Origin of the sequence: Kitasatospora sp. NPDC057936 (assembly GCF_042887525.1) — a bacterium.
Taxonomy (GTDB): Bacteria; Actinomycetota; Actinomycetes; order Streptomycetales; family Streptomycetaceae; genus Kitasatospora.
Window position 1 is genome coordinate 36,755 of the sequence record NZ_JBHVPD010000077.1, and the last position, 13,765, is coordinate 50,519.

At 74.9% G+C, this 13,765-nt stretch carries 5 protein-coding genes; 3 read left to right on the plus strand and 2 right to left on the minus strand.

Going from position 1 to position 13,765, the window contains the following annotated elements; all coding sequences use genetic code 11:
* Positions 1-2 precede the first annotated feature (2 nt).
* On the minus strand, positions 3-527 hold the full coding sequence (locus ACFVU9_RS32335; protein WP_380447968.1) for a phage tail protein: 525 nt from the start codon (positions 525-527) through the stop codon (positions 3-5).
* Between the two features lie 25 nt (positions 528-552).
* Positions 553-2,205: a phage tail sheath family protein gene (locus ACFVU9_RS32340; RefSeq protein WP_387599556.1), complete on the minus strand. Its 1,653-nt coding sequence runs from the start codon at positions 2,203-2,205 to the stop codon at positions 553-555.
* A gap of 202 nt (positions 2,206-2,407) precedes the next feature.
* Between ACFVU9_RS32340 and ACFVU9_RS32345 the strand changes: the two genes are divergently transcribed.
* From ACFVU9_RS32345 to ACFVU9_RS32355, 3 genes are all read left to right on the plus strand, one after another.
* Positions 2,408-3,088, plus strand: a complete 681-nt coding sequence (locus ACFVU9_RS32345; RefSeq protein ID WP_387599559.1) for a hypothetical protein — start codon at positions 2,408-2,410, stop codon at positions 3,086-3,088.
* Between the two features lie 222 nt (positions 3,089-3,310).
* Entirely contained in the window at positions 3,311-8,275 is a 4,965-nt protein-coding gene (locus tag ACFVU9_RS32350; protein ID WP_387599561.1) for an amino acid adenylation domain-containing protein, read from the plus strand.
* Positions 8,272-13,731, plus strand: a complete 5,460-nt coding sequence (locus tag ACFVU9_RS32355; protein ID WP_387599564.1) for an amino acid adenylation domain-containing protein — start codon at positions 8,272-8,274, stop codon at positions 13,729-13,731. The genes ACFVU9_RS32350 and ACFVU9_RS32355 overlap by 4 nt, the downstream gene beginning before the upstream one ends.
* Positions 13,732-13,765 lie beyond the last annotated feature (34 nt).

The window sequence follows — 13,765 nt, forward strand, 5'->3', positions numbered from 1 at the left end:
CGTCAGGCCGGGTCCTCGAAGGACGGCTCGACCGGCTCGGGCAGGTCCTCGCGCACCCAGCCCTCGTTCTCCAGCTTGATGTGCTGGATGGCGACCGCGTTGGCGTTGGCGTCGAGGTCGGAGACCGGCTGGTACTCCGAGACCCAGCAGTTGAACACCTGGTAGGAGAGCACCTTCTGGCCGGCCTCGTTGAAGACGTCGACGATGATGTCCCGCCGGAAGTCCTTGAGCGAGGACTCCAGCCCGCCGCTCGCGTTGGTCAGGCTCCAGACCCGGTTCGCCCACTGCTCGAACACCTTGTCGCTCGTGACCCCGCGCTCCAGGGTGATCGCGTCGTACTCGGTGCGCCCCGGCAGCTTGGTGCTGGTGGCCGGGTCGCCGCCGCTGCGGTGCTTGATCACCTCGGTGCTGCGCTTGAACCCGGTGACCTTGCTGACGCCCGCGATGTAGTCGGTGCCGCCGCCGAACTTCACCCGGAAGCGGAAGTTCTTGTACGGGTCGCGGCGCTTCGTCCTGCTGTCGGCCATGGCCTGCCTCTCCGTGAGGGTGCGCTCAGACCTGGATCTGGCCAGCGAGCTGCTGGATGTGGATGATCACGAACTCGGCGGGCTTGAGCGGGGCGAAGCCGACCTGGATGTTGACGATCCCGCGGTCGATGTCGTTCTGCGGGTTGTTCGTCGCGTCGCACACCACCTGGTAGGCGTCCCTGGGCGTGCGGCCCTGGAAGGCGCCCTGGCGGAACAGCGTGTTCATGAACGCGCCGACGTTGAGCCGGATCGAGGACCACAGCGGTTCGTCGTTGGGTTCGAACACCACCCACTGGGTGCCGCGGAACAGGCTCTCCTCGATGAACAGGGCGGTCCGGCGCACCGGGACGTACTTCCACTGGTCGGCGAGGACGTCGGCGCCGACCAGCGTCCGCGCGCCCCACACGAGGTTGCCGAACACCGGCCGCCGGCGCAGGCAGTTGACGCCGTACGGGTTGAGGATGCCGTTCTCCGGGTCGGTCATCGGCACGAGCGGCGCGACGACGCCGGCGAGGCCCGCGTCGGTGCCCGCCGGGGCCTTCCACACGCCGCGCGCGACGTCCGTGCGGGCCCACACCCCGGCGACGGCGCCGCAGGGCGGGAAGTCGCGGACGTGGTTCTGCTGTTCGGTGTCGGCGAGCAGGACGCGCGGGAAGTACACGGCGGCGTTGCGGGCGCCCGGGTCGCCGGCGAGCGGCAGGCCGGTGCCGCCGGGGGCGGCGGCCTTGGTGACGTCGGCCACGCTGTGCCACGCGTCCGGCGGGTCGACGACGAGCATCGCCCGGCGGTCCAGGCAGAGCCTGGCGGCCTGGGGGAGGATCCCGGCCGGGCCGTTCTGGCCGGGCGGCCCGGGCAGGCAGAGGATGTTGAAGATGTCGGTCTTGAGCAGCTGGTAGATGCCCTGCTTGCCGTCCTTGACCGGGGAGCTGTCGCCCAGGTAGTCGGCGGCGACCGGGGTCGCCGTCCCGTCCAGGCCGCCGCCGGCGGTGACGTACCAGTTGCCCTGGCCGGGGCCCTTGCCGTCCGGGAACGGGTCCTGGCCGGGCGGGACATCGGTGTCGGCCGCGAGCAGCCTGCCGTCCGCCGAGGCCGGGACGGTGACGAGGGCGGAGGCGGCGAGGGCGACGCTCAGCCGGTCGGGGCTGCCGGGCAGCGAGCTGACGTTGAGGTAGCTCTCGGTCACGCCGGTGACGGCGTCGCGCAGGGTGAGGTTGAAGCTCTTCTGGTCGGCGGCGCTCGCGGCCTTGTCGCGGGTCTGGTGGTCGACCCGGGCCCGCAGGTGGTTGCCCCAGTCGCCGGGGCTGACGGCGGTGAGCGTGACCGCGTCGGCGGCGGCGCCGGAGGCGGCGGGCAGGACGAGCGTGGCGGGCGCGGGGTAGCTGGGCCCGTCGGCCGGCGGGTTCTTCGGCTTCACGGCGGTGATCCGGACGATCTCGGCCTCGGCGCCGCCGTTCTGGAAGAACTGGTAGACCGCGTAGCTCAGGTCGGAGGTGCGGTCGAGGCCGCCGAACTCCCGCTCGTAGTCGGCCCAGCTGGTGATGTGCACCGGGTCCGTCACCGACCCGCGCGGCGCCGTCCCGACGAACGCGGCGATCGACGTCGGCACGCCGACGATCGTGCGCACGGCGCTCGGCAGCTCGTCGATGTACACGCCCGGATAGGTGGGGCTGATGGGCATCGTGGCTCCCTTCGCGAGGGCAACGGCTGCGCCCGCGGACACCGCCCAGCGTCCGGGTCGGCCATCACGGCGGCGTCACCGCGGCCGCACGGCGCGGAACGCGTCGCGTGACGCGGCCGTGACGGGCGTCCGCACCCGGGGAACCTTCGCGGGGGCCGGGGCGTCTGTCGTCCGGTAACGATCACGCGATGAAGGAGCGTTCATGTCGTACTGCCCGCCGAACCCCGAGGAGTCCTGGCTGATGGGCGGGGTGATGTCGGTCCTGCAGACCGGCATCGACGTCCAGCTCGGCTACTGGGCGGGCGAGGACGAGCTCAGCCACGACGACGGCAGCAGCAACCGCTGGCAGCTCCGCTGGGTCGACGGCGGCCGCGCGGTGCTCACCGGCTTCGACGTCGACTACAGCACCGAGCGCGAACTCGACGAACTGCTGCAGGGCGCGCCCGACTGGCTGCCGCTGCGGTGGTCCGGGCTCACCGACCGGATCGCCTTCTGCTACTGGTGGGAGAGCGGCGCCGGCGCGTGGGACTGCGCTCCCGTCGAGGACGACCGCGGCGTGGGGATCACGGACTCGCTGGACCGGGTGGAGTCCCTCCTGACCGACCGGGTGATGGAGCGGATCCCGGAGCCGGAGGACGAGGACGACGAAGAGGTGGACGAGGACGCGTACCTGGACGAGTTCACGCGGAAGCTGGAGGAGCTGGTCGAGGCGGCCAGGGAGCAGCGCCTGACCGAGCGTGAGCTCGCCCCCGTCCTGGGCTTCCTGGAGGAGCCGGGGCGGCTGAACCTCGCCGACGCGCTCGACAACGCCCGGGACGCCGGGTTCACGCCGGGCAGCTCCCGCCCCTGGGAGCGCCCGGCGCCAAGTGTGCATGTCAACTGACCTGCACTGCACGGCTGTTGACGTTCCGTAAGTAGAGGAACGACGCCGCGTCATGATCCCGCACCGCTCAGGGTCGAATCGGAGGTGACCTTTCCGGCATATCGAACACGTGGTGGAATTGTGCTGGTAGTGCGAACATCTTTACCCCATCATCTCCGGAGGTACACCGCCCATCCGCACCGGCCACGAGCCGGTGCGCGGGCCACCCCTCAGGAGTAGTGGATGAGTTCGACGGAATTCCCCGCACTGGATCCCACGGCCACCCTCGCCGGCCTGATCGAGGCCCAGGTGAGACGCACGCCGGACGCCGTCGCCGTGATCGACGGCGAGCGCCGCCTGACCTACCGCGAACTTGGCGAGCGCTTGACCTCCACCGCCGCCCGCCTCGCCGGGGCAGGGGTCGGCCCCGGGACGCTGGTCGGCGTGTGCCTGCCGCGTTCGGCCGATCTGGTCGTGGCCCTGCTCGCGGTGCTCCGGGCCGGCGGCGCGTACGTGCCGCTGGACCCGGCCTACCCCCAGGACCGGCTGGAGCTGGTGATCGGCGACGCGCGGGCGCCGGTCGTGCTCACCGACCGGGCGCACGAGCACCTCGTGGCGGGGGCCGGGGCCGCCGTCCTGTACGCGGGTCCGGAGGAGCAGGGTCCGGACGAGCAGGGTTCGGACGAGCAGGGTCCGACCGCTCCCGTCGCGCCGGTGGGCAGCACCGACGCGGCGGCGTACGTCCTGTACACCTCCGGCTCCACCGGCCGCCCCAAGGGCGTCGTCGTCCCGCAGCGCGGCGTGAACGCCCTGCTGCGCTGGGCCGCCGCCACCTACCGGCCCGAGGACGTGGCGGGCGTGCTGTTCGCCACGTCGGTCTGCTTCGACATCTCGGTGTACGAGGTCTTCTTCCCGCTCGCCGTCGGCGGCACGGTCGTCGTCGCCGAGAACGCCCTCGCCCTGCCCGACCTGCCCGCGCGCGACGCGGTCACCCTCGTCAACACCGTCCCCAGCGCCATGGCGGCCCTGCTGCGCGGCGGCGGCCTGCCCGCCGGCGTCCGCGTCGTCAACCTGGCCGGGGAGGCGCTGCCGCGCCGGCTCGCCGACCAGGTCCACGCGCAGCCCGGCGTCGAGCGGCTCTACAACCTGTACGGGCCCACCGAGGACACCGTCTACTCCACCTGGGCCCTGGTCGGCCGGGACGAGACCGGCGAACCGCTGATCGGCCGCCCGGTCGACGGCACGACGGCGCACGTCCTGGACGAGCGGCGCGCGCCCGTGCCGGACGGCGGGATCGGCGAGCTGTACCTGGCGGGCGAGGGTCTGGCGCACGGCTACCACGGCCGCCCGGACCTCACCGAGGAGCGGTTCGTGACCGTCGGCGGCGAGCGCTGCTACCGCACCGGCGACCTCGTCCGGCGGCGCGCGGACGGCAGCCTGGAGTACCACGGGCGGGCCGACCACCAGGTGAAGGTGCGCGGCTTCCGCGTCGAGCTCGGCGAGATCGAGGCCGTGCTCACCGCGCACCCGGCGGTGGAGGCGGCGGTGGCCGTCGTCCAGCACGACGACGCGGGCGCCTACCTGGCCGCCTTCGTCCAGTCCTCCCGGGAGCTCGCGCCCGGCGGGCTGCGCGCCCACTGCGCCGCCGCGCTGCCCGGCTACATGGTGCCGCTCGCGATCGGCGTGCTGGAGCGCCTGCCGCTCACCCCCAACGGCAAGACCGACCGCGCGGCCCTGCCCGCGGTGGCGCGCGGGCGGGACGGCCACGGCGTGTTCGTCGCGCCGCGCACCCCCGTCGAGGAGCGCGTCGCCGGGCTGTGGCAGGAGCTCCTCGGCATGCCCAGGGTCGGCGTGCACGACGTCTTCCTCGACCTCGGCGGCCACTCGCTGCTCGCCGCGGGCGTCCTCGCCCGGGTCGAGCGCGCGTACGGCGTCCGGGTGCCGCTCGCCGAGTTCTTCGCCGCGCCGACCGTCGCCGCCCTGGCCCTGCGCGTCGCGCACGGCGGCGGGCGCCCCTCGGTCGCGCCGCCCGTCCGCGAGCCCGGACTGCCCGCCGAACCGACGGCGTTCCAGCGCGACCTGTGGCTCCAGGAGAACGTCGAAGCCGGCACGTCGCTCTACAACGTCCCGCTGCGCGTCCGCGCGACCGGCACCCTGGACGCCGCCGCGCTCGGCCGCGCCTTCACCGAGGTCGTCCGCCGCCACGAGGCGCTGCGCACCGCCGTGATCGGCCGCGCCGGCGAACCCGCCGTCGAGGTCCGCCCGCCCTACGCCGTCGACGTGCCCGTGCACGACCTCACCGGCGCCGACGAGGCGCTGCTGGACGCCGCGCTCCGCGCCGAGGCGGCCCGCCCGCTCGACCTCGCCACCGGGCGCCTGCTGCGCGTGCTCGCGCTGCGCACCGGCGAGGACGCCCACGAACTGCTGATCACCGTGCACCACGCGGCGATGGACGGCTGGGCCACCGGGCTGCTCCTCGCCGAGCTCGACCGCGCCTACCGGGACGGCGAACTCCCGGAGCCCGAGCTCCAGTTGTCCGACGTCGCCCGCTGGGAGCGGCGCGCCCACGCCGCCGCCCGCGAGGACGCGCTGCGCTGGGGCGAGGGCCTCCTCGGCCTCGACCACGAGCAGCACCTGCCCGGCGACCGCCCGCACCCCGACCCGCAGGACTACGCGGGCCGCCGCATCGAGCGCCGGGTCCCGGCCGAGCTGCTGCGCGCCGCCGAGCGGTGGGCGGCGGAGGAGGGCGCGAGCCTCTACATGGCGGTGGTCGCCGCGCTCGGCGGGGTGCTGCACCGCTACACCGGGCGCACCGACGTCGCCGTGCTCAGCCCGTTCGCCGTCCGGCCGGTGCCGGAGCTGGAGGGGGTGCTCGGCTCACTGATCAACACCGTGGCGCTGCGCTTCGGCGTCGCGGGGGCGGACACCTTCCGGCAGCTGGTCGGGCGGGTGCGTCCGGCGGCGCTCGACGCGGCCGAGCACAGCGTGCTGCCGTTCGTCGAGCACGCGCGCCGGACGGCCGGTGCGTCCGGGCGGGCCTCGTCCCCGGTCTCGCAGGTGCTGGTCGCGGTGCAGAACCACCCGGTGGCCGGGGCCGAACTCCCGGGCCTGAGCCTGGAGTTCGTCTCCGAGGTGTGCAACGGGACGGCGAAGACGGACCTGTCGCTGTTCCTGGAGTTCCCGGCGGAGGGGCCGCTGCTGTCCGCCGAGTACCGGACCTCGCGCTACGACGAGCGTTCGGTGCGCGCCGTCTTCGACCACCTGCTCGCCGTGCTCGCCGCCGGGATCGCCGAACCGGACCGCCCGCTCTCGGAGTTGGCGATGCTGTCGGCCGCGGAGATCGCCGCCGCCGAGGACGGCCTGGTCCGGGCGGACACCCCGGTGGCCGACCTGCGCCTGCACGAGCTGTACGCCGGGTGGGACCCTTCGGCCGTCGCCGTGTCGGCCGCCGACGGCAGTCTGACCTACGGCGAACTCGGCCTGACCGCAGGCAGGCTGGCGTCCGTCCTGGCCGCCGCCGGCGCCGGACCCGGCGGGCTGGTCGCGGTGGCCGTCCGCCGCGGGCGCCTGCTGCCCGCCGCCCTGCTGGCCGTGCTGCGCAGCGGCGCCGCGTACCTGCCGCTGGACCTCGACCAGCCGCTCGCCCGCAACCGGGCCGTGCTGGACGGCGCCGGCGTCTCGCTGGTCCTGGCCGAACAGGCCGACCGGCACGACGAATTGTTCGCGGGCCGGACGGTCGTGGCGGCCGACGGCCAGGACGTGGACGCGGCCCCGGTCGCCCCGCCCGTCGCCGTCGGCCCCGAGGACCCGGCCTACCTGCTGTACACCTCCGGCTCGACCGGCACGCCCAAGGGCGTCGCGGTGCCGCACCGGGCGATCGTCAACTTCCTGCGGGCGATGGAGGACCTCGTCGGCCTCGACGGGCAGGACGTCATGGCCGCCGTCACGACCGTCACCTTCGACATCGCCGGCCTCGAACTGTGGCTGCCGCTCACCGTCGGCGCCCGGGTCGAGATCGCCGACCGGGCCACCGCCACCGACGGCGCCGCCCTCGCCGCCTGGCTGGAGCGCACCGGCGTCACCCACCTCCAGGCCACCCCCGCCACCTGGCGCATGCTCCTGGAGGCCGGCTGGACCGGCCATCCGGGACTCACCGCCCTGTGCGGCGGCGAGGCGCTCACCACCGACCTCGCCCGCGCCCTGCTCACCCGCACCCGGACGCTCTGGAACCTGTACGGACCGACCGAGACGACCGTCTGGTCCACCGCCCTGCGCGTCACCCCCGAACTCGCCGCCCACGACGGCGTGGTGGCCCTCGGCGAGCCGATCGCCAACACCCGCCTGCACCTCCTCGACGCCGCCGGCCGGCCCGTCCCGGTCAACGGCATCGGCGAACTCGCCATCGCCGGAGCCGGCGTGGCCCTCGGCTACCACGGCCGGCCCGACCTCACCGCCGACCGCTTCGTCGCCGAACCCGGCCGCCCCGACGGCGCGCCGATGTACCGCACCGGCGACCTCGCCTGCCGCCGCCACGACGGCCGGCTGGAGTACCACGGCCGCGCGGACGCCCAGGTGAAGCTGCGCGGCTTCCGGATCGAACTCGGCGAGATCGAGGCCGCGTTGACCTCCGTGGACGGCGTGACGGCGGGCGCCGCCCGGCTCGTCGACACGCCCGCGGGCCCGGTCCTCGCCGGGTACGCCGTCACGGACGGCACGCTCACCGAGGACGACGTGCGCCTCGCCCTGGCCGCCCGCCTGCCCGACTACATGGTCCCCGCGGGGCTCCTGCTGCTCGACGCCCTCCCGCTGACGCCCAGCGGAAAGGTCGACCGGGCCGCGCTGCCGGCTCCGGAACTGGGCGGCCTCGGCGCACCGCCCGAGGGCGACTGCGAGGAGATCCTCGCCGAGGTGTGGCAGGAGGTCCTGGGCGCCGTCCGGGTCTCCCGCCACGACGACTTCTTCGCCATCGGCGGCCACTCGCTGCTCGCCACCCGGCTGACCGCCCGCATCCGGGACACCTTCGACATCGAGGTGCCCCTGCGCGCGGTCTTCGGCGACCGCACCCTGGCCGCCATGGCCCGCCGCATCGAAGACCTGCTGCTCGCCGACCTCGACGACGAGCTCGCCGCACTCGGAAGCGACGCGGCGGGCGATCACGCAGCGGGCGAGCACGCAGTGGGGGACACCACCATGGGGGACGACGCATGACCGACCGACCAAGAGAAGGCGCCGCCGACGCCCGGCGCCAGGAACTGCTGCGGCAGCGCCTCGCCAAGGCGAAAGCCGCCAGAGCCGCAGCGGCGCCGGCCAGGGCGGCCATCGCGCCGCGCCCCGCCGACGAGCCGATGCCGCTCTCCTCCGCGCAGCGGCGGATGTGGTTCCTCGCCCAGTACGAGCCCGACAGCGCCGCCTACCACATCCCGCTCGCGCTGCGCATCGCCGGAGAACTCGACGAGGCGGCCCTGGCCGCCGCCCTCGCGGACGTCGTCGACCGGCACGAGGTGCTGCGCACCGTCTACCCGGCGTCCGAGGGCGAGGTCCGGCCCGAACCGCTCGCGGCGGGCGCCTTCGCCCTCGCCACCGCCGACGTCCCGGCCGCCGCCGTGGACGCCCGGCTCGCCGAGGAGGCCGCCCGGCCCTTCGACCTCGCCGCCGACCCGCCGCTGCGGGCCGTCCTGCTGCGCACGGGCGAGGGCTTCGTGCTCAGCCTCGTCCTGCACCACATCGCCGCCGACGGCTGGTCCCTCGGGGTGCTGTTCGCCGACCTCGGCGCCGCCTACGCGGCCCGCCGCGAGGGCCGGGCGCCCGCGTGGGCGCCGCTGCCCGTCCAGTACGCGGACGTCGCGCACTGGCAGCGCACCGAGCAGGCCGCCGAACTCGCCGCGCAGGAGACGTGGTGGCTGGAGCGGCTGCGCGGCGCCGCCACCACCGTCACCGTGCCCACCGACCGGCCCCGCCCGGCCGTCGCCGGCACCCGCGGCGCGCGGATCACCGCCGAGTTCGGCGCCGAGCGCTCCCATCGCATCCGCACCCTCGCGGAACGCACCGCCACGACCCCGTACATGGTGCTGCTGGCCGCCCTCCAGACCGTCCTCGGCCGTTACACCGGCAGCGACGACGTCGTGGTCGGCACGCCCGTCGCCGGGCGGACCCGCAGCGAGACGGAGGCGCTGGTCGGCTGCTTCGTCAACACGCTCGCGATGCGCACCGACCTTTCCGGGGAGCCGACCGTCCGCGCGCTCCTCGACCGCGTCCGCGAGGGCGCCCTGGGCGCGTTAGCCCGTCAGGACCTGCCCTTCGAGCGGCTGGTGGACGCCCTCGCGCCCGAGCGCGAGCTCTCCCACACCCCGCTCTTCCAGGTCCTGCTCAACGTCCACAACCAGGACCGGGCCAGGCCCGAGCTGCCCGGCCTGGACGTGGCCTGGCACCCGGTCGGCACCGACACCGCCAAGTTCGACCTCTCCGTCGCCGTGGTGGACGAGGACGACGCCCTGCTCGCCGACCTCGTGTGGCGCGCCGAGCTGTACGACGAGCCGACGGTCCGCCGGTTCTTCGGCCACCTCACCACCGTCCTCGACGCGATGGCCGCCGACCCGGACCGCCCGCTCGCCGAACTGCCGCTGCTCACCCCGTCCGAGCGGCGCCGCCTCGACGCCTGGGACGACACCGCGCGCACCTGGGACCTCACCGGCACCCTGCACGGCCTGGTCGAGGAACAGGCCCGCCGCACCCCGCACGCGCCGGCGGTCCGGGGCACCGACGGCGTCCTCACCTACGCCGAGCTCGACCGGCGCGCCAACGCGCTGGCCCACCGGCTGCGCGCCCTCGGCGTCGGCCCGGACCGCCCGGTCGGCCTGCTCGCCGAGCGCTCGGCCGCCCTAGTCGTCGGCATGCTCGGCATCCTCAAGGCGGGCGGCGCCTACCTGCCGCTGGACCCCGTCTACCCGGACGAACGCATCGCCGCACTCCTCACCGCCGCCGGCACCGCCGCGGTGGTCACCACCGACGACCTCCGCGCCCGCGTACCGGGCGAGGCCGTCGTCGTCCCGCCGCTCACCACCCCGGCGGAGCCGTGCGAGGGGCCGCCCGAGGTGGACGTCCGCCCCGAGCACCTGTGCTACCTGATCTTCACCTCCGGCTCCACCGGCGCCCCCAAGGGCGTCGCCGTCGAGCACCGCAACTACCGCAACTACCTGCACGGCCTGCGCGAGCGGATCGGCCCCGGCAGCGAGAGCTGGAACTGGGCGCTGGTCTCCACCTTCGCCGCCGACCTCGGCACCACCAACGTGTTCGGCGCCCTCACCGGCGGCGGCTGCCTGCACCTGCTCACGCGAGAACAGGCCACCGACCCGGCCGCCTTCGCCCGGTACGCGGCCGAGCACCGGATCGACGCGATGAAGCTCGTCCCCAGCCACCTGGAGGGCCTGGCCGCGCACGGCGACGGCCTCGCGGGCGTGCTGCCCGCACGCCTGCTGATCTGCGCGGGCGAGGCGCTGCGCCCCGACCTGGTGGCGCGCATCCGCGCCGCCCGGCCGGACCTCCCGCTGCACAACCACTACGGGCCCACCGAGACGACCGTCTCGATGCTCGGCGCGCCCGTCCCGGCCGAGCCCGATGCCGCTGTCCCGCTGGGCCTGCCGTTCGGCAACGTCGGCGCCCACGTCCTCGACGCCCGGCGGCGCCCGGTGCCGGTGGGCGTGCCCGGTGAGCTCTACGTGTCGGGCGGCGGCGTGGCGCGCGGCTACCTGGGCCGCGACGACCTGACGGCGGAACGGTTCGTCACCGTCGACGGCCGGCGCTGCTACCGCACCGGGGACCTCGTGCGCCGCCGCCCCGACGGCGCGATCGAGTTCCTCGGCCGGATCGACCACCAGGTGAAGATCCGCGGCTTCCGGGTGGAGACCGGCGAGGTCGAGGCCGAGCTGACCGCCCGCCCCGAGGTCCGCGAGGCGGTCGTGGTCGCGCGCGGCGAGGGCGCCGCCCGCAGCCTCGTCGCGTACGTCGTGCCCGCCGTCCCCGACCCGGGGGACCTGCGGGCCGCGCTGCGCACCCGGCTGCCCGACTACATGGTGCCGGCGGCCGTGGTGCTGCTGGAGGCGCTGCCGCTGAACGCCAACGGCAAGGTGGACCGGCACGCGCTGCCGGAGCCGTCGCCGGTCCAACAGGTCTCCGGCGGGGGAGAGTTGGAGACGGAGGCCGAGCACGCCGTGGCCGCCGTCTACCGGCAGGTGCTCGACGTCGAGGACGTCGGCCCGGCGGACGACTTCTTCGCCCTCGGCGGGGACTCCTTCTCCGCCGTGCGCACCGTCCGGCTGATCGGCCGCGGCCTGTCGGTGATCGACCTGTTCCAGCAGCCGACCGTCCGCGCCCTGGCCGCCCTGCTCGACGCCCGGGCCGGCGGCGGCCCGGCCCAGGACGGTCCGCGCCGCCTGCTGCACAAGCTCACGCGCGGCAGCGAGGCGGCCGGGGTCACCGTCGTCTGCGTCCCGTACGGCGGCGGCAGCCCGATCACGTTCCAGCCGCTCGCCGACGCCCTGCCCGCCGGGCACCGGCTCTACGCCGTCGAGCTGCCCGGCCACGACCCGAGCCGCCCGCACGACGAGCTCGCCGAACTCGACGGCCTCGCCGACCGGTTGGCCGCCGAGGTCGCCGAGCGGATCGAGGGCCCGGTGCTCCTGTACGGCCACTGCCTCGGCGGCGCGCTGGCCACCGCCCTGGGCTCCCGCCTGGAGGCGGCCGGCGTCGACCTGCGCGGCCTCGCCCTCGGCGGGACGTTCCCGGCGGCCCGCCTGCCCGGCCGCTTCGCCGAGTGGTTCGCCCGCCGCATGCCCGGCGACCGGATGCTCTCCAACCGCTCCTACCTCGACTACCTCCGCGCGATGGGCGGCTTCACCGACGTCTACGACCGGGCCGAACAGGACTTCCTGGTCCGGGCGTTGCGCCACGACGTGCGGCAGGCCGAGGACTTCTACACGCGTGCGTACGGGGACGGGCGCCCCGCGCGCATGGCCGCGCCGATCCTGTGCGTCGTGGGGGAGAAGGACCGCGCGACCCAGCTCTACGAGGAGCGGTACGCCGAGTGGGAGCACTTCGGCGCCACCGTCGACCTCGCCGTGATCCCGCGCGCCGGGCACTACTTCCTCAAGCACCAGGCCGCCGAACTCGCCCGCGTCCTGGCCGGGTTCGCGGCGACGGGCGGCGTGGCCGAGCAGGTTGCGACCAAGCGCCCGGCGGCCCGCGCCGAGCTCGCGACCTTCGCCAAGGTGGCGATCGGCCAGTTCGTCTCGATGATCGGCACGAGCCTGTCCGGCTTCGCGCTCGGCGTCTGGGTCTACCAGCAGACCGGCTCCGCCTTCGACTTCGCGCTCATCTCGGTGGTCGCGGTGCTGCCCGCCGTCCTCCTGCTGCCGATCGCGGGAGCGGTGGCCGACCGGGTGGACCGCCGCAAGATCATGATCGTGACGGACACCGTCGCCGCGGCGGGCATGCTCGCGCTGGGCCTGCTCCACTGGACGGACCTCCTCCACGTCTGGCACATCTACGTGGTGGCCTGCACGGGATCCGTCTGCACGGCGTTCCAACGGCCCGCCTACCTGGCCGCGATCACCCAGCTCGTGCCCAAGCGCTACCTCGGCCAGGCCAACGGCCTCGCCCAACTCGGCACCGGCGCGGGCGACATGATGGCCGTCCTGGCCGGCGGCGTGCTCGTGTCGCTGATCGGCCTGCACGGCGTCGTCCTCTTCGACATGGCCACCTTCCTGACCGGCGTCACCTGCCTGCTGCTCGTCCGCTTCCCGGACGCGATGTTCGACAAGCAGGAGGAACCGCTGCTGCGCGAGGTCGTCACCGGCTGGCGCTACATCGTCCGGCGGCACAGCCTCGTCGCGATGGTCGTCTTCTTCGTCGTGTTCAACTACCTGTTCGCGGTGGCCACCGTCCTCGTCACCCCGATGGTCCTGGCCGACGGCACGTCCGTGGAACTCGGCGTCATCACCGCCGTCGGCGGTGTCGGCGCGATGGCGGGTGGCCTCGTCATGGCGCTGTGGGGCGGCACCCGGCGCCGCGTGGTCGGCATGGTCGGCTTCACGTCGGTGGTCGGCCTCGCCGCCGTCGTCGCCGGCAGCGGACCGCACACCGCGCTCACGGCGGCGGGCATGTTCGTGCTGTGGGGCGCGCTGATCATCCTCAACGCCCACTGGATGGCACTCATCCAGACCAAGGTCGGCATGGAACTCCAGGGCCGCGTCCTCGCCACCAACCAGATGCTGGCCATGTCGATGATGCCGCTCGGCTTCCTCACCGCGGGCCCGCTCTCCGACCACGTCTTCGCACCGCTGCTGCGCCCCGGCGGCGCACTCGCCGACTCCGTCGGCCCGGTGCTCGGCACCGGCCCCGGCCGCGGCGCGGGCCTGCTGCTCGTCCTGGTCGGCGCGGTCATGACGGTGTGGGGCCTGCTCGGCCTCGCGTACCGGCCGCTGCGGCTGCTGGAGGACCTGCTGCCGGACGCGCTGCCGGACGCCGAGATCGGCGACAAGGACGCCATCCAGGCCGAGGCCGACCGGCGCCTCGCCGCCCTGTCACGCCCGGCGCCCCTGCGGCAGACGCGCGGGGAGCCGGAACCCGTCGAGGACGAGCCCGACCCGGTGGGCGCCGCGCGGAGGTGACGGACCGGCGCGCCCGCTCCGCCCGGTGCGGAGC

Excerpts from the sequence above, each read along its gene's own strand:
- ACFVU9_RS32335 (WP_380447968.1), bottom strand. The coding sequence starts at position 527 with ATGGCCGACAGCAGGACGAAGCGCCGCGACCCGTACAAGAACTTCCGC.
- ACFVU9_RS32340 (WP_387599556.1), bottom strand. The coding sequence starts at position 2,205 with ATGCCCATCAGCCCCACCTATCCGGGCGTGTACATCGACGAGCTGCCG.
- ACFVU9_RS32345 (WP_387599559.1), top strand. The coding sequence starts at position 2,408 with ATGTCGTACTGCCCGCCGAACCCCGAGGAGTCCTGGCTGATGGGCGGG.
- ACFVU9_RS32350 (WP_387599561.1), top strand. The coding sequence starts at position 3,311 with ATGAGTTCGACGGAATTCCCCGCACTGGATCCCACGGCCACCCTCGCC.
- ACFVU9_RS32355 (WP_387599564.1), top strand. The coding sequence starts at position 8,272 with ATGACCGACCGACCAAGAGAAGGCGCCGCCGACGCCCGGCGCCAGGAA.